This is a genomic window from Rahnella selenatireducens (genome assembly GCF_046449555.1).
In the GTDB taxonomy this organism is placed as follows: domain Bacteria; phylum Pseudomonadota; class Gammaproteobacteria; order Enterobacterales; family Enterobacteriaceae; genus Rahnella; species Rahnella selenatireducens.
Genome location: NZ_JBKEZJ010000007.1, coordinates 166,044 through 185,432 on the forward strand (window position 1 = coordinate 166,044; position 19,389 = coordinate 185,432).

Annotated in this window: 3 protein-coding genes; 1 reads left to right on the plus strand and 2 read right to left on the minus strand. The window is 57.2% G+C overall.

From position 1 onward, the window contains the following. Positions 1 to 41: 41 nt before the first annotated feature. Positions 42 to 16,232, minus strand: a complete 16,191-nt coding sequence (locus ACLBVC_RS13690; RefSeq protein WP_410150066.1) for an Ig-like domain-containing protein — start codon at positions 16,230 to 16,232, stop codon at positions 42 to 44. A gap of 108 nt (positions 16,233 to 16,340) precedes the next feature. Next, the gene (locus ACLBVC_RS13695; RefSeq protein WP_410150067.1) at positions 16,341 to 17,576 is read right to left on the minus strand and encodes a TolC family outer membrane protein; all 1,236 of its coding nucleotides are present in this window, start codon (positions 17,574 to 17,576) and stop codon (positions 16,341 to 16,343) included. A gap of 1,224 nt (positions 17,577 to 18,800) precedes the next feature. Between ACLBVC_RS13695 and ACLBVC_RS13700 the strand changes: the two genes are divergently transcribed. Then, a complete protein-coding gene (locus ACLBVC_RS13700) occupies positions 18,801 to 19,385 on the plus strand; it encodes a hypothetical protein (protein WP_410150068.1) in 585 nt (194 codons plus the stop codon). Positions 19,386 to 19,389: the final 4 nt, after the last annotated feature.

Sequence of the window (19,389 nt, forward strand, 5' to 3'; positions counted from 1 at the left end):
GCGGAGCAGAGAGTTTCCCCTGCTCCGCTTTCCGCTACTGATTAGCCAACAATCAGCTGATGGTTCGCCAGCAACGTCGCCAGATCGGTATGCACGTTGGTCAGCGTCGCGATGGTGGTCATCGACTGTGCTGAACCGCTGCCATCCATATCAATCTTGATGACGGTGTTGTTGCCTTCGGTCGTCACCGACAGGTAATCGGTGATATTGCCCGCCGAGGCGTTCAGCGTGGCCACGCCGTTGACGTAGCTTGCTGAACCGGTGCCGGTGTAACCGCCCGACTGCAACAGCTCGCTCAGATCCAGACGGTCTGAGTTCGCCGTACCTTCCCATGTCCCGACCGTAAAGCCGTTGATGGTGTCAGAACCGTTACCGCCGGTGGCATCGGCACTGTTGATCAGCTTGTACAACAGCGTGTCATGCCCGCCGTTGCCCAGGTTGAAAGTGTCGTTGCCTCCACGGCCTTCGAACACGTTATCGCCCGCGCTGCCGGTGATGGTATCGTCGTAGTTCGACCCGGCAATCCCTTCGATATTCTTGAAGGTTGACGTGTTGAACCCGGTGTTCTGGGCGTTACTGCTGCTCAGATCCACGGTGATCCCGCTGGTGGCATTGCGGAAATCGACGATGTCCTCACCGCCGGTGGCACTCCATGTCGCGTGGTCTGACGAGGTGTTCCAGCCGCCGGAGCCGTCATACACGTAGGTGCCATTTTCCGCGATAAACGTATCGTTGTAGCCGGTACCGGTGATCGTGCCGCTGGTGCCGCCGGTCGCTGCATCCGCCGTTAACGAGTAGCTGGTGGTGCCGTCACCCGCGGTCAGGTCATTCCAGGTTTCATTGGACGACACGCCGTTGATGTTACGCACCAGCACCGCCGAATACGTTTCATTCGGATCCAACCCGTAGAAGTTCACCAGCGCCGAGGCATCGTTAATCCCGATACCCGACTGGGCGTTGATGATCTGCGACGCCACCAGTTGTCCGGCAGAGTTATACAGCTGAACGGTGTTGCCGTAGAACACGTTCATCCCTTCGCCGTCGAGAATGCGCAGGTGAATAGCCGTGCCGTCAGCAATGGTGTTGTTGTTGGCGATGTACACCACTTTGCCGTTGGCCTGCGAGACCAGCAGATCCTGCGTCCCGTTCCAGTCGTAGTCGAGCGTCGCAATCCCCGTCACGTTCACCAGTGCGGATGCAAGCTGACTGCTGGTCCAGCCTTTGCCGGTGCTGTCATTCATGTACAGCGTCGCAGTCTGGTTGGTGGAATAGGTGCTGAACTTAATGATGTCCATGTCACCGTCACCGTCCCAGTCCACGGCCGCTGACAGATACCCACCAGATGCCGCGTTGGTGGTCGCCGTTTCTACTGCGGTTGGCGTGGCAGTTAAGCCGCCTGTCCCGTTGTTGTAGTAGATCATGCCGCCGTAGTTGTATCCGCCGCTGGAGTTCAGACCGGTTGAAATGTACAGGTCCATCAGGCCATCGCCGTTGAAGTCCGCCCAGGTCATCGACACTGCGGTGGTCGAGTTGGCGGCATTCGGGATAAACACGTTAGCGATGCTCTGCGTTTCCGTCAGCGATCCGGTGCCGTTATTGCTCACTACCGTCAGGGCATACGCGCCGTTACGGTTGGTGTGCTGAACGATATCGACCGTACCGTCGTTGTTGATATCCACGCCGGAAATTTCACGGTACGTCACACCCGCCAGACCCGCCGCACCGTAGGTGCCGTCTGCGGTCAGAACGCCATTGTTGTTCACCAGATAACTGCGTGAGTCACCCCCGGCATCGCCGTACGCCAGATCCACCCAACCGTCTCCGGTTTTATCGTAAGCAATAATGCCGCCATACCAGATGGTGGTGCCGATCGCCTGCTGGCCGTAGGTGTACGTGCCGTCTGCATTTGCGGTCCATTTGCCTTGGATGCTGCCGCCGTAGTTGGTTTCCGTTGCATAAATGTCTGACGTACCGTTACGGTCGGTATCCGCCAGCGTGTAACTCACCACGATGTTGCCACGGGTGTTGGTTAACGTGGTGCCGGAATAGCTGTTCAGGCCGGAACTGGTGTAATCCGAGATCCCGGTGACAATGTTCCACAAACCGCTGCTGTTCAGGCTAAACGCCATGGCATTGGTGGACGTCGAACCCGCAGTGGTCGCCCAGCTGGTGTCCACGGCGGTTTCGGCATAAACAATGATGGCGCTGGTGTCGATACCTGCATCGTTCCCGTTGCCCGCACTGCTGCGCACCTGCGCCGTGACGTTATAACTTGCCAGCCCCAGCGCACCCGGAACCTGCAAATACCAGGTATTGTTCAGCGGGTCGACCACCACTGCGCCGCCCGTTTCGGACGTGTACGTCACGCCGTTTACCACTACCTGAACATACATGCCTTCGCCCAGCGCTTCGGACAACGTACCGCTGATGATCGGCGTCGTATCCTGCGTGGACTCTGGCGTGACGGTGGCAATCGTGGTCGGAATCGAGGTATCCACCGTCAGGGTGAAATCGCCCGATGGTGTGGTGTTCCCCGCCAGATCCTGCGCTTTCGCGACGTACACGTAAGTGCCGTCCGCCAGCGCGGAATCCGCGAAGGTCCAGGCCAGACCGACCACCGTCGCGACGCCCACAAACACGCCGTTACGGTAGATTTTCAGCACTTCGCCATCGGCCAGCGCCTTGCTCAGCGTGCCGCTCAGCGTCGGTGCGGTTTCATCGGTGTAGGTGCCGGAACCGAACGATCCTTTGCGGTCACCTTCGTCATCGGAATACTGAACGATGCTCGCCACCGCTTCCGGGTTCAGCGTGTCAATCACCACGGTCTGGCTGCTGACCGTGCCGGTGTTACCGGCCTGATCGATAACCCGAACCTGCACGTTGTAATTGCCGTCAGCAAGAACGGTGCCGGTTGCGTCATAGCTCCATGACTGCCCGTTAACCACCACGTCAGTCCAGGTCAGACCGCCGTTGAGGCTGATTTGCGCCCTTTCGTCAGTCGCCAGTGTGGCGTTCAATGTGCCCGACATCGTCAGCGTGTTATCACTGGTGATGAAGTCATTCGCGTAATCACCGGTATCGTTGCTGATCGCACCGATGGTGATGATTTGCGTCGGAGCCGTAGTGTCAATCGTCACCACCTGCTGCGCGGTCTGGCCGACGTTTCCGGCCTGATCCACCACGCGAACCTGATACAGCGTCTGGCCGTCGGTCAGCGTGCGACCGTCGGTGTATGTCCAGGTGCTGCCGGACAGCGAGACGGTGGTCCAGGTCGCGCCGTTATCGACGCTGATCTGTACCACTTCGCCTGCGCCCAGCGCCGCGCCGATAGATCCGGTGACGGTCAGCGAGGTATCGCTGGTCACAAAATCGCTGGCAGAAATGCCGGTATCGGTGCTGACGCTGTCGATGGTCACGGTTTTGCTGCTGTCCGGCGCAACGGTATCGACGGTGACCACTTTCGAGGTCACATTGCCGACGTTTCCGGCGGTATCCACTACGCGGACGTTATAGGTGTAATCCCCGTCCGTCAGCGTGCGGCCATCGGCAAACGTCCAGCCGGTGCCTATCGTGGTCGCATTCGCCCACGTCAGACCGCCGTCAACGCTCACCTGCACCACTTCATCGGCGGCCAGCGTTTTACCCAGCGTACCGGTGACGGTCAGCGAGGTGTCGCTGGTCACAAAGTCACTGCTGCTCAGGCCGGTATCGGTGCTGATCGCATCAATACTGATGGTTTTGCTGCTGTCCGGTGCCGTGGTATCCACAGTGACAACCTGACTTGCCGTCGCCCCGACGTTTCCGGCCAGATCGACAACGCGCAACTGGTAGTTGTAATCACCGTCGGTCAGCGTGCGGCCGTCGATGTACGTCCAGGTCAGGCCGCTGATGCTCACGTCAGCCCAGGTGTTGCCACCGTCGAGACTGATTTGCGCATATTCGTCTGCACCCAGCGCCGCGCCAAGCGTACCGCGCAGGTTCAGCGTGGTGTCGCTGGTAATAAAGTCGGTACTGCTCAGGCCGGTATCCTGCGAAATCGCATCGATACTGATGGACTGGCTGGCGTCCGGCGCTACGGTGTCAATCACCACCGTCTGTGACGCGGAAGACCCGACGTTACCGGCGGCATCGATCACCCGCACGGTGTAGCTGTAGCTGCCGTCTGTCAGCGCGCTTCCCTGCGCATAGTTCCAGGTGGTGCCGGTCACGGTCAATGTGACCCAGGTCAACCCGCCATCCAGGCTGATTTGCGCAGACTCGTCATTGCCCAGAGCCGCAGAAAGCGAGCCTTTGAGCGTAATCGTGGTGTCGCTGGTCACGAAATCACTGTTGCTGCGGCCAGTGTCATCGCTCACCGAATCAATGGTGATGGTCATTGACGGTGCCGAGGTATCGACCGCAATTTCGTGCGTCGCCGTACCGGTATTACCGATGCTGTTGGTCACCGACGCCGTGATGGCATAGTTATCGCCATCCACCAGCGCGCTCACCGCATTGGCGCTCAGGTTCAGCGTCCAGCTCTGATCATTTTGCACCTGCGCGGTATAGCTCTGACCGTTCAGGGTCACCGTCACCGTTGAACCGGCCGGAGCCGTCGAGGTACCGGTAACCGCCAGCGACGTACCGTGTTCTGCGGCGTTAACCACATCATCGGCCGCGAAGGTGTTGATGGTCACTTCCGGCACCGCGCCGTTCAGCGTGACCGATGAACCGCCCGTTGCCGGGTTCCCCGCTACATCACTGACGCTGGCGCTGACGGTGTAATTGCCGTCTGCCGCGCCGTTAAAGTCAGCCGCAGGAACGTTCACGCTCCAGGTACCGGTGGACGTCACGGTCGCGTGGTATTCGCGATTGTTGAACGTCACGGTGACAATCTGACCCGCTTCCGCCGTTGTGGTGCCGCTGATGGTCTGGCCCGCCAGTTGCTCGGTGGTATTGATGATGTCATCACCAGCAATGGTGTTAATGGTCAGCGTTGGCGCTACCGTATCCACCAGAACAGAAGTGCTGGCTGACGCCGGATTCCCCGCCACGTCGCTGACGCTGGCGCTTACTGGCAGTGAACCGTCCGGCAGCGCAGCAACGTCCGCCGCAGGTACATTTACCGACCAGGTGCCGTTGCCATTCACGGTAGTGGTGTACGTTTCATTGTTGAACGTCACGGTGACCGTCTGACCGGCCTGCGCGGTGGACGTCCCGCTGAGCGTCAGCGGCTGGCCGAGTTCGACCGCGTTTAACATCCCGCTGGCAGTAACCGGGCTAATAAGCAGCGCTGGCGGCGTGGTATCGACCACCACGTTGTGCGTGGCATTGGCCGGATTCCCGGTCGCATCGCTGGCGCTGGCCGTGACGCTGTAATTGCCGTCGGTGATGGCCGCCATATCAGCTGCCGGAACGCTCAGCGTCCAGTGGCCGGTGGTATCCACACTGGCGGTGTAGCTTTTCCCGTTCAGCATCACGGTCACTTCGGTACCGGAAACCAGCATATCGCTGCCGCCGGAAATCGTCAGGCTGGTGCTTTTTTCCGCCGCATTGATGATGTCGTCCTGCGCAATCGTATCGATGCTCAGGCTGACCGCATTGGTGTTCACGGTGATCACGTGATCGCGGCTGCCGGTGTTGCCCGCGCTGTCGGTAATGCTGACCGCAAACGTGGTATCGCCGGACGCCAGACCCTGGATCACGCTGGCCGGAACGCCGATGCTCCAGTTGCCGCTGGCATCCACGACGGTACTGTAGGTGTGGCCGTCAATCACCAGCGTCACTACGTTGCCCGGCACGGTGCCGGTGCTGCCGCCGGTAATAACCTGCGCCTGCCCGTGTTCTGCGGTGTTCAGCACATCGTCGCCCGCCACGGTGTTAACCGTAACGACCGGTGCTGTGACATCCACCAGCAATGAACCGTTTGCGCTCGCGCCGTTGCCTGCGATATCGCTGACAACCGCACTGATCGCATAAGTGCCGTCCGCCAGAGCAGAAGCCACGGAAGCCGGAACCGACGTGCTCCAGGTGCCGTCCGCCGCCACGGTCGCGGTGTAGTTCTGGCCGTTCAGCGTAATCGTTACAATCTGACCCGCTTCTGCAGTCGACGTCCCGCTCAGCACAACGTTTGCAGCGGCTTCAGTGCTGTTGAGCACGTTGTCACCGGCAATAACATTGATAGTCAGCGCTGGCGCTGTTGCATCCACTTCTGCGGTGTTTGCCGCGCTCGCGCCGTTGCCCGCCACGTTAGTGACACTCGCGGTTGCCGTCACGTCGCCGTCTTTCAGCCCGGTCATATCGGCCGCCGGAACTTTGACGCTCCAGCTGCCGTCGGCCTGAACCTGTGCAGTGTAGTTATGACCCGCAAAGTTCACGGTCACGGTCTGGCCTGCTTCCACGTTTTGTGTGGTGCCGGTCAGCGTCAGATCTGCTGCTTTCTCAGCTGCATTAATGATGTCATCGGCTGCGATGGTATCGACCGAAATCGCCACGCTGCTCAGATCCACGGTCACGTTATTGGAAATTGTCACAGTATTACCGGACGCGTCGGAGCCGGTAACGCTGATATTCAACGCGCCCGCAGGCCAGTTCGCCACGTCTGCCGCCGGAACAGCCGCAGACCATGTGCCGTTCGCACCAACCGTTGCGTGATAATCAATGCCGTTAACGGTCACCGTCACGCTGCTGCCTGCCGCGATATCGGTGCTGGTGCCACTGATGATCTGGTTTTGCTGAATTTCAATGCTGTTGACGATGTCGTCGCCCGCCACCGTATCCATACGCAGACCCGGCAGACCGGCATCGATGTTGATTTCACGGTCGCTGCTGTTGGTATTGCCGTGCTGATTGGTCACGCTGGCGCTGATTGTCAGGTCACCGTCGCCGAAGCTTTTCAGGTCTGCTGAAGGCACGCTGACGCTCCAGCTCAGATCGCTCTGAACCGTTGCCGTATAAGACTTGCCGCCAAGCGTGATGGTGACGATATCGCCTGCCGCCGCGTTGGTGACGGTGCCGCTCAGCAGCTGATCCGCATTGATTTCCGTCGCGTTAACGATGTTGTCAGTGGCGAATGCGCCGATGTTCACGGTTGGCAGTGAGCTGTCGACCAGCACAACGTGCGTGGTGTTGCCGGTATTGCCCGCCGCGTCGGTGCTGCTGGCGGTCAGGGTGTAATCCGCTTCGCCCAGTTTGGCGACGTCTGCCGCCGGAACGTTCAGCGTCCAGACGCCGTTAGTGACGGTTGCGGTGTAGTTCTGACCGTTGAAGTTCAGGGTAACTACCGTGCCGTCTGCACCATCGCTGGTGCCGCTGACGGTCAGTGCTTCCCCTTTTTCGGTGGCGTTGATCACGTCATCCGCGGCGACGGTGTTAATCGTCAGCACCGGAGAAACGGTATCAACGGTAACCGCATGCACCGTGGAACCTTCATTACCCGCCGCGTCTTTTGCTGTTGCCGTGACAGTGTAACTACCATCGGCCATTGTGCTTACCGCTGACGCCGGAATGCCGGTACTCCAGTTGCCCTGTGCGTCTACCACTGCGGTGTAGCTCTTGCCGCCGATGTCAATGGTCACCACACCCCCCGCTGGCACGTCAGTGCTGCTACCGGAGATCATCAGGTTTTGCTGCAGTTCCTGCGCGTTGATCACGTCATCGCCGGAAATCGTATTGATGGTCAGCGTTGGCGGCGTGATATCCACCAGCAAATCACGGTCAACCTTGGCGCTGTTGCCTGCCACATCACTAACGGTGGCTGTGATGGTGAATGTGCCATTAGTCAGCATGCCCGCGTCAGACGCAGGGATAGTCACGCTCCAGGTGCCGTCCGCCGCCACAACCGTGGTGTAACCGGCGACATTGACAATCTGGCCCGGTTCAGCCGTGGTGGTACCACTGACGATGACTTCGGCAGTCGCTTCCGCCAGATTCAGCACGTTGTCACCGGCAATCACATTCATCGTGATAGTCGGCGCGAGGGTATCAACCGTCACATCCTGCGCAGCACTAGCGCTGTTACCCGCCGTGTTAGTCACGCTGACGCTCACGGATGTGTCGCCGTCTTTCAAGGTAGTCATATCCGCAGCAGGCACCGTCAGGCTCCAGGAGCCGTCAGTTTGTACCTGCGCGGTGTAGCTGTGACCGGCGAAAATCACCGTCACGCTCTGCCCGGCTTCCACGTTTTGCGTGTTGCCGCTCAGAGTCAGATCCGCCGCTTTCTCGGACGCATTCAGTATGTTGTCGGTAGACACCGCATCGATAGCTATGCTGACACTGCTCAGATCCACCGTGATGGTGTTGCTGATTGTGACGCAGTTTCCGGCCTGGCTAACGCCGGTGACGGAAACTGCCAGCTCGCCTGCAGGCCAGTTCGCTACGTCCGCGGCAGGAACCGGCGCAGACCAGTTGCCGTTAACGCCGACAGTCGCCTGATAATCAATTCCGTTCACCGTCACGGTGACGCTGCTACCCGCCGCCAACCCGTTGCTGGTACCGCTGATGATCTGGTTTTGCTGAATTTCGATACTGTTGACGATATCGTCGCCCGCAATCGTGCCGATGCGCAGGCCCGGAAGCGCCGCATCGATAGCGATATTGCGATCGCCGGAACCCTCATTACCGCTGACGTTAGTGACGCTGGCGGAAATGTTCAGGCTGCCGTCGCCCATAGCGGCAAGATCGGCCGCAGGAACGGTAATACTCCAGGTGAAATCGCTCTGCACTTGCGCGCTATAGGTTTTCCCGCCGACGGTCACGGTGACAGTCTGGCCTGCTTCGGCATGCGTTACGGAACCGCTGATCACCTGATCCTGCGTCACTTCGGTCGCGTTAATCACGTCATCGCCCGCCACCGCATTGATGGTGACGGAAGGATTATCAGAAGCCGTTTGCAGCCCTTTGGAAACAGAACCGGTATTGCCATTCACGTCGGTGCCGCTGACGCTGACCTGATAAAGCGCCTGCCCCAGATTTGCCAGTGCGCTTGCAGGAATGTCGGCACTCCACACGCCGCCGTTCACGGTTCCCGTATAGTTCAGGCCGTTCAGCGTCACAATCACCTGCGCGCCGTCCGCAAGCCCGGTCACAGTACCCGTAACGGTCAGTGTGGTCAGGGCTTCGGTGGCATTCAGCACATTATCGCCACCCGCCATGTCATTGATCACAAAGACGGGTGCGGTGGTATTGACCACGACATTCTGGCTCGCTGAACCGGTATTTCCAGCCAGATCGGTAACAGAGGCGGCGACGGTGTAGCTGCCGTCCGCCAGACCGCTGACCACGTCAGCCGGAACGCCAATGCTCCAGTTGCCGTTGACATCGCTGATAGCCGGATAGCTCACACCATTAATCGTGATGGTTACGGCAGTGCCACTATCCACGCCGGTGACGGTGCCGCTGATCACCTGTGCCTGCCCGTGTTCGGTGCTGTTAATCACGTTATCGCCCGCCACCACGTTGACGGTGACGACAGGCGCGGTCTGATCAACCTGCGCGGTGCCGGTCGCCGTCGCTGGGTTACCTGCAATATCGGTAACGCTGGCGGTCATCGTGTAAACACCGTCGTTCAGAGCGGAGAAGACAGTGTTCGCGACGCTGGTGGTCCAGGTGCCGTCCGCAGCGACGGTCGCGGTAAAGGTTTCGGTGCCCATCACGATGGTCACCGTCTGGCCCGCCTGCGCCGTTGATGTGCCGCTCAGCACAATATCCGTACCGGCATTTACTGCGCTCAGCACATCGCCCGCGCTGATGCTGTTGATCGTTACGACCGGCGCAGACGCATCCACTTCCGCGGTATTCGCCGCGCTCGCGCTGTTGCCTGCCACGTTAGTCACGCTGGCCGTTGCCGTCACGTCGCCGTCTTTCAGGCCGGTCATGTCGCCTGCCGGAACGGTCACGCTCCAGCTGCCGTCGGCCTGAACCTGTGCGGTGTAGTTGTGCCCCGCAAAGTTCACGGTCACGGTCTGACCCGCTTCCACGTTCTGCGTGGTGCCGGTCAGCGTCAGGTCTGCCGCTTTTTCTGCCGCATTAATGATGTCGTCGGCTGCGATGGTATCCACGGAGATCGCCACGCTGCTTAAATCGACGGTCACGTTGTTGGAGATCGTCACGGTATTGCCGGACGTGTCAGAGCCGGTCACGCTGATATTGAGCGCGCCCGCTGGCCAGTTCGCCACGTCTGCCGCCGGAACGGCCGCAGACCATGCGCCGTTCGCGCCAACGGTGGCCTGATAATCCACGCCGTTAACCGTGACGGTGACGCTGCTGCCTGCCGCGATGTCCGAGCTGGTGCCGCTGATGATCTGGTTCTGCCGGATTTCGATGCTGTTGACGATATCGTCGCCCGCAACGGTATCAATGCGCAGACCCGGTAAACCGGCGTCGATCGCAATATCGCGGTCGTTGGATGCGGCATTGCCGTGCTGATTGGTCACGCTTGCGCTGACGGTCAGGTCGCCGTCGCCGAACCCTTTCAGGTCAGCCGAAGGTACGCTGACGCTCCAGCTCAGGTCATCCTGAACCGTTGCTGTGTACGACTTGCCGCCGAGCGTAATAGTGACAACGTCACCGGCTGCCGCATTGGTCACCTTGCCGCTGATCAGCTGATCGGCATTGATTTCGGTCGCGTTGATGACGTTATCGGTCGCCACCGGATTGATGATCACGGTCGGCAGCGAACTGTCGACCAGCACCACGTGCGTGGTATTGCCGGTGTTGCCCGCCGCGTCGGTGCTGCTGGCGGTCAGGGTGTAATCCGCTTCGCCCAGTTTGGCGACGTCTGCCGCCGGAACGTCGAGCGTCCACGCGCCGTTGGTGACGGTTGCGGTGTAGTTCTGGCCGTTAAAGTTCAGGGTAACCGTTGTGCCGTCCGCGCCGTCGCTGGTGCCGCTGACGGTCAGCGCTTCACCTTTTTCGACGGCATTGATCACATCATCTGCCGCCACGGTATTAATCGTCAGCACCGGAGAAACGGTGTCCACGGTAACCGCGTGAGACGCTGCGCCATCGTTGCCCGCCGCGTCTTTCACGGTGGCCGTGACGGTGTAGCCGCCGTCGGTCATCGCGCTGACCGCCGAAGCCGGAACGCCGGTGCTCCAGTTGCCGCTGGCGTCGACCACTGCGGTGTAAGAAACGCCGTTGATTTCAACCGTCACCAGCCCGCCCGCAGGCACGCCGGTGCTGCTGCCGGAGATCATCAGGTTCTGCTGATGTTCCTGCGCGTTGATAATGTCGTCGCCGGAAATCGTGTTAATGGTCAGCGTCGGCGCGGTCACATCCACCAGCAAAGAGCCATTCGCGCTCGCGCCGTTACCGGCAATGTCAGTAACCGTTGCGCTCACAGGATAGGTGCCGTCAGCCATTGCTGCCGCGTCCGCTGCCGGAACGGCGGTGCTCCAGGTGCCGTCCGCCGCCACGGTCGCGGTGTAGGTCTGGCCGTTCAGCGTGATGGTCACGGTCTGACCCGCTTCGGCGGTTGACGTGCCGCTCAGCACCACGTCCGCGCCCGCTTCCGCGCTGTTGAGCACGTTATCACCGGCGATGACGTTGATGGTCAGCGTGGGCGCAGACGCATCCACTTCCGCCGTATTCGCCGCGCTCGCGCTGTTGCCTGCCACGTTAGTCACGCTGGCCGTTGCCGTCACGTCGCCGTCTTTCAGGCCGGTCATGTCGCCTGCCGGAACGGTCACGCTCCAGCTGCCGTCGGCCTGAACCTGTGCGGTGTAGTTGTGCCCCGCAAAGTTCACGGTCACGGTCTGACCCGCTTCCACGTTCTGCGTGGTGCCGGTCAGCGTCAGGTCTGCCGCTTTTTCTGCCGCATTAATGATGTCGTCGGCTGCGATGGTATCCACGGAGATCGCCACGCTGCTTAAATCGACGGTCACGTTGTTGGAGATCGTCACGGTATTGCCGGACGTGTCAGAGCCGGTCACGCTGATATTGAGCGCGCCCGCTGGCCAGTTCGCCACGTCTGCCGCCGGAACGGCCGCAGACCATGCGCCGTTCGCGCCAACGGTGGCCTGATAATCCACGCCGTTAACCGTGACGGTGACGCTGCTGCCTGCCGCGATGTCCGAGCTGGTGCCGCTGATGATCTGGTTCTGCCGGATTTCGATGCTGTTGACGATATCGTCGCCCGCAACGGTATCAATGCGCAGACCCGGTAAACCGGCGTCGATCGCAATATCGCGGTCGTTGGATGCGGCATTGCCGTGCTGATTGGTCACGCTTGCGCTGACGGTCAGGTCGCCGTCGCCGAACCCTTTCAGGTCAGCCGAAGGTACGCTGACGCTCCAGCTCAGGTCATCCTGAACCGTTGCTGTGTACGACTTGCCGCCGAGCGTAATAGTGACAACGTCACCGGCTGCCGCATTGGTCACCTTGCCGCTGATCAGCTGATCGGCATTGATTTCGGTCGCGTTGATGACGTTATCGGTCGCCACCGGATTGATGATCACGGTCGGCAGCGAACTGTCGACCAGCACCACGTGCGTGGTATTGCCGGTGTTGCCCGCCGCGTCGGTGCTGCTGGCGGTCAGGGTGTAATCCGCTTCGCCCAGTTTGGCGACGTCTGCCGCCGGAACGTCGAGCGTCCACGCGCCGTTGGTGACGGTTGCGGTGTAGTTCTGGCCGTTAAAGTTCAGGGTAACCGTTGTGCCGTCCGCGCCGTCGCTGGTGCCGCTGACGGTCAGCGCTTCACCTTTTTCGACGGCATTGATCACATCATCTGCCGCCACGGTATTAATCGTCAGCACCGGAGAAACGGTGTCCACGGTAACCGCGTGAGACGCTGCGCCATCGTTGCCCGCCGCGTCTTTCACGGTGGCCGTGACGGTGTAGCCGCCGTCGGTCATCGCGCTGACCGCCGAAGCCGGAACGCCGGTGCTCCAGTTGCCGCTGGCGTCGACCACTGCGGTGTAAGAAACGCCGTTGATTTCAACCGTCACCAGCCCGCCCGCAGGCACGCCGGTGCTGCTGCCGGAGATCATCAGGTTCTGCTGATGTTCCTGCGCGTTGATAATGTCGTCGCCGGAAATCGTGTTAATGGTCAGCGTCGGCGCGGTCACATCCACCAGCAAAGAGCCATTCGCGCTCGCGCCGTTACCGGCAATGTCAGTAACCGTTGCGCTCACAGGATAGGTGCCGTCAGCCATTGCTGCCGCGTCCGCTGCCGGAACGGCGGTGCTCCAGGTGCCGTCCGCCGCCACGGTCGCGGTATAGGTCTGGCCGTTCAGCGTGATGGTCACGGTCTGACCCGCTTCGGCGGTTGACGTGCCGCTCAGCACCACGTCCGCGCCCGCTTCCGCGCTGTTGAGTACGTTGTCACCGGCGATGGTGTTCATTGTGATCGTCGGCGCGAGGGTATCGACCGTCGCATCCTGTGCGGCGCTGGCACTGTTGCCCGCCACATTGGTTACGCTGACGCTGACGGTGGTGTCGCCCTCTTTCAGGGTGCGGAGATCGGCGGCAGGAACGGTCACGCTCCAGCTGCCATCGGCCTGTACAGTCGCGGAATAAGTACCACCGGCAAAGTTTACGGTGACATTCTGCCCCGCTTCCACGTTCTGCGTGGTGCCGGTCAGGGTGAGATCTGCCGCTTTTTCTGCCGCATTGATGATGTTATCTGCCGCGATGGTATCCACGGAGATCGCCACGCTGCTCAGATCCACGGTCACGTTATTAGAAATCGTTACGCTGTTGCCGGAGGCATCCGAGCCGGTCACGCTGATATTCAGCGAGCCTGCTGGCCAGTTAGCCACATCCGCTGCCGGAACGGCCGCAGACCAGGTGCCATTCGCGCCAACGGTGGCCTGATAATCCACGCCATTAACGGTCACTGTGACGCTGCTGCCCGGTGCGATATCCGAGCTGGTACCGCTGATGATCTGGTTCTGCTGAACTTCGATGCTGTTGACGATATCGTCGCCCGCAACGGTATCAATGCGCAGACCCGGCAGACCCGCGTCGATCACGATCTCGCGATCGCTGCTGCCGGTATTGCCATTCTGGTTGGTCACAGTGGCGGTGATATTCAGGTCGCCGTCGCCGAACCCTTTCAGGTCAGCCGAAGGTACGCTGACACTCCAGCTCAGATCGTCCTGAACCGTCGTCGTGTAGGAATTTCCGCCCACGGTGACGGTAACAACGTCACCGGCTGCGGCATTCGAGACTTTACCGCTGACAATCTGAGCGGCTTCAATTTCGGTGGCATTAATGATGTCATCGCCCGCAGTCACCGCGATATTGACGATCGGAAGTGCGGAATCCACGAGGACGTTGTGGGTCGTGTTGCCGGTGTTACCTTCGGCGTCCGTACTGGTGGCGGAAAGCGTGTAGTTTGCTTCGCCGAGTTTTGAAACATCGGAAGCAGGCACGGTAACGGACCAGTTTCCACCGTTAATGGTGCCGGAATATGTCACGCCGTTGAGCGTCAGGCTGACAGGCGTGCCGTCGGCGCTGTTGCTGGTACCGGTGATGACCAGCGCTTCGTTTTTCCCGGTGGCGTTGATGACATCATCAAGCGCAACGGTGTTGATCGCCAGTTCAGGGACTTCTGAAGACACCAGAACCGCAGTGTTCTGCGAGCCAGTATTGCCCGCTTTATCGGTAATGCTGACGCTGATCGGGTAACTGCCATCGGCGACGGAGCTGAAAACAGACGACGGCAAACCGACGCTCCATGAGCCATCGGCCGTGACGGTGGTGGTGTAAGTCTGACCATTGACCACCAGCGTGACCGTGTCGCCCGCTTCTGCGCCGGTGCTGGTGCCGCTGACGATTTGCGCCTGAGTCTGTTCAGCGCTGTTGAGGATATTATCCCCGGCAATGGTGTTGATGGTGATCACCGGAACCGTGGTATCGACGCGCAAATCTTGCGTCGCAGTCGTGCTGTTACCGGCCGCATCGCTGACCGACGCGCTGACGGAGACATTACCGTCCTGAAGCACGCCCGCCTGTGCCGCAGGCAGGTTAACTGACCAGCTGCCGTCTGCGCCGACAATGGCGGTGTACATTTGGCCGTTCAGGGAGATCGTCACGACCTGGCCCGCTCCGGCGTCTGAGGTACCACTCAGCACAACGTCTGCATCCGCTTCTGCCGCATTAAGAATGTTATCGCCCGCCAGTGTGCCGATGGTCAGCGAAGGAGGCTGAGTATCAACATTCAGGGTAGAATTTGAAGTGATGGTATTGCCTGCGGAATCCACACCGCTGACCTGCACGGAATGCACGCCATCGGCCAGTGCGCTGACATTGGCGTGTGGAACACTGACTGACCATGATCCGTCTGCGCCCACGGTGGTTTGCCAACTTGCGCCATTCAGGGTCACGGTAACCGTGGTGCCCGCGGCCAGGTTGTCACTTTTGCCGGAAATCGTCACATCTGCCGCGGCTTCTGCGGCATTCAGCACGTTGTCACCGGCGATGGTGTCAATGGTCAGAGCGGAAGTGGTCGTCACGACATTCAGCGTGATGGTGCCCGCCGTGGTGGTGGAACCGTTGCTTTCCTGCACCACAATGTAAGTGTGCGTACCGGCAGACTGCGCCGCCAGCTGGGCGGTCCACTGACCGTTTGCGCCGACCACCGCGGTAGCAATGATATTGCCACTGCTGTCCACAATCGAGATGTCCGCGCCCGGATAACCGGTACCGGTGAAGGTCGGGCGCGTGTCGTCAGTGATGTCCCGGTCGGCAAGAATGCCCTGCTTATCGCCCTGCGTATCGGTGACGAGGAACGTCGGCTGCGCCACTTCGACATCTTTGGTGTTATCAATGACTTTGGTTTTTTCATCCGTTCCGCCGCCGTGCCCCAGCAATGCGCCAGCGGCACCCGCGCCGAGCACACCGGCGAGCAGATACGGCCATTCGACCGTGACTTCAGTGCTGCTGAGCAGCAGCGGTTCAATACCCGCCAACGGCGTTTCAACCGCGTGAAGAGCGAAGGCAGGCGCATCATGAGCCACAGCGGCATCCGGGAAACTGACTTCCATCAGCCCCTGGTTTTCATCCTGAAAGACCAGTTTATTCTCGTCGTCCTGTCCGATATTCTCGAAATATCCTACGCAACGAATAACGGAGCCGTCCTTCATGTGAATAATCAGGTCATTCCCGTTACGTTCATAGCTGGCAACATCTTTTGCCGAGCCATGAATAACGACAATGCCGGATTCATTCATTGCGACAGCTGCATTCCCTTGTGCAGTAAACTCATTTTTCAATGATGTTTTACGAGAGATAATATCCATGACTCTGCTCATGATATTTTCCTTTATCCTTATTATGCCTGATAGGTGTTATTCCAATGCTTATACGAGCCACTGGCTATTAAATAACAAAACGTTTATTGACAAACATTTAATAACAAATCATTTCAAGTCCGGTAAAGATTGCTTCGCGCCCTGATTAATACCCAACTGCGGTAATAAATCATTTACGGCAGTGGCATAATTTACCAGCGAATAACCGCTGTCATATTTCGCACTGATTTGTGAGAACTTCGCCTGGAATACATCCTGTTCGACACTCAGCAAATCATTCAGTGTGCGCTGATTAAGCTTATATTCACTTTTGTACACATCACGCGAGCGTACAGAATCCTGCAATTGTTCGGCGCTGGCCTGCGCCTGCCCTTCGGCTCCTGCCCAATTGGCATAAGCCACTGACGCTTTTTGCAGAATATCGAGCTTGGCCTGGTCAACCAGCGTACCGGCGATATTTTTACGCCCTTCTGCCTGACCTACACGTGCAGATACCGCGCCGCCCTGATAAAGCGGCGCACTGACGTGTAACTGAATCTGATTATTCCAGTACGGATCATTTTTGGTTTCATAACGCGTACGGTTTGCCTGCAAACTCAGCGTCGGCAAATAATCAGATTTTGCTTTACTCACTTCATAAGAAGCGGATTCTTTTTGTGCCTGTGCATAAAGCACCGTCGGAATTTTGGAATAATCAATATTGTCTGGCATGACCGGCGCACTGAATTTATTGGCGGCAAAAGGCTTATAGGACTTCGCGTCCACGCCGGTGAGCGCGGTCAATTGTGCTTTCGCAGCGGATAAACTCGCCTGATATTGTTTCAGCGTCGAGCGCATACCGGAAATACGCGACTGCGCCTGCAATACGTCAGAACGGGTAGTTAACCCCGCATCAGAACGTAGAGAAGACATTCTTCTGACGTCTTCCAGCGCGCGGATATTCTCTTCCACAGCCTGAGTAAGCTCTTGATATTTCAATACATCAAGATACGCCGTAGCCGTTTGCTCTGCGACGTCGGACAGTGTTGCCTGTAATTTGTAGCGGTAGCTTTCCTCTGCCGATTTTTGCTGATTTACGCTGGCATTGGTTTTGCCGAAATCGTAAATCAGCTGTGACAAGGTCATACCGTACGCAGCCGCATTGTTAAGGCTGTTTGAGAAATCCTGCTGCGTTGAACTGCCTGTATTGGCGTTCAGCCCCACCTGCGGGTACCACGCGCTCTGCGCTTCGCGGATCTGCGCCTGGCCGATCCCCATCTGGTACGCCTGTTGTGTGACAGACGGGCTGCGGGAAAATGCCTGCAGGATCGCCGTTTTCAGATCCACAGATTCCAGCCCTTTCATTGAGGGTGCTGCAGCCCACTCAGTCCCGCTTTTTGTAACATCCGCATGGGTTACAAGAGGCAGAGTCAGGCATACAGTCAAAATACTTAACTTTCCTGCGATTTTTCTTACTGATTTTTTCATCTGACACTCCTGTCATTTTCCTTGCCGGAAACATCCTAATGCAGCCTTCGCACAGTTCCCGGAACCCACATTCCATCTGACTTTCAGGGGTATTATTGCAATCTTCCGGACACAGAAAAAGCCGTCCTAAAGTACAAAAACCGTTTGAAATACATTGATGAAAGACGAATATTCCTATTAAAAACATTCATGACATGTATGGATTAATCTTAAAAATCAGGATGTTATTTTTCTAACATCAAGGAAAATTCTGATAACCGAAAACGGTCAGATGGGTGGCAATTTGATTACAACAGCGGCACTAAACTTACAAAAATCGGTCACTTCTTAGGAAAATTTGCGGAATCCTTACAATTAAATGCAGGTGAATTTGCATTATTTTGCAGTTTTGGAGCGAAAAAAACGCTGTCAGGGTGAGATTATTCTGAGTGTAAACCCCGAATTTTCCTTTTAATCATTTCAGCTACAGGTGAAAAAACAGCACAATAATAATCATGAAAATAGTTAAGCGAATTTCATGCTCTGGCGAAATTATCGTTCACAGATCGTCTTAATAATAAAGCCGGAAAAGAGTCATCGCTGGGTTCCTGTTTGGATACAAAGCCAGCAGCATAAAATAACGTTATATTGGCATGACGAGACCGATGTCATATCACCCTCCTGGCTTTCGTTTGCATTTTTAAATGAAAGTTCTCTGCGCAAATGAGTATCAGTCAAAGGCTTTCTGACGCTAATATTCATTCATGCATTTGAGATGCGTCATAACTCTCTGTAGATTTATCGATTAATGTATAACCATGTCAGCTTTATGGAGTAGTCTAAGATTATTTAAGTATTATATGTAGAAACGAAAAATATTCCTAAGCGGGTAACACAAACCGCCTTCTGGATTGATGATTAATTTTTATTTTCAATGAGTTAGGAGAATAATCCGAGAATATTTAATTACATTATAAGAAATTAATAACCTTGGGTTACATTGACGGTAGTATCCATAATATATATTATGATCACAGGCATATTGGATGGTAATAACAGAGGCAAACTATCGTACATATGCAATGTCTTTACGGAGAGCGGTTCATTTAAAGGAATGAATTAATGATGCGCATTGCACTTATTGACTCATGCACATTCACGTATAACGGGTTAAAGCATTTATTCTCTTTAACCCATATACCAAAAGGCATAACTTTCAATCAAATCAGTGCGGAGGAAGCGCTAGACAGAAGCAATGAGAACTACGACATCTATATAATTGAACCAGGTGAAGTGAGTTTCGAATTTAATATCGATAAGTTTATTTATAATCTGAAGTCTATGAGCCTGGTCAGCAGCAAGTTTGTTATTTTGAGCGATAATGTGATTGTAAACAGTCGCCTGGCCGACTTTCACTTATGCAAAGAGCATGCCTTCTCGAAGAGCTATTTCTTCTTTGACAGCCTGCTGAGCCAGAAGTACGACGCCATACGCCCTTTTGTAGAGGATTATCTCCTCTCGAAAAACGAAGCAATTTTGCTGCGGTGCTTATCAAAAGACCCGACAATGAGAAATATCGAGAAAATCACGTCGATTCCCATGTCGAATCTTTATTACTATAAATACAGCGCCATGAAGAAGCTTAAACTGAAGAATACCAAAGAGCTCTTCAGTTACCTCAACCGGGTGCTTAATCACTCCCTCTGACCCG

What these genes read in the sequence shown, in the direction of transcription:
- ACLBVC_RS13695 (WP_410150067.1), bottom strand. Translation starts at nt 17,576, where the DNA reads ATGAAAGGGCTGGAATCTGTGGATCTGAAAACGGCGATCCTGCAGGCA.
- ACLBVC_RS13690 (WP_410150066.1), bottom strand. Translation starts at nt 16,232, where the DNA reads ATGAGCAGAGTCATGGATATTATCTCTCGTAAAACATCATTGAAAAAT.
- ACLBVC_RS13700 (WP_410150068.1), top strand. Translation starts at nt 18,801, where the DNA reads ATGATGCGCATTGCACTTATTGACTCATGCACATTCACGTATAACGGG.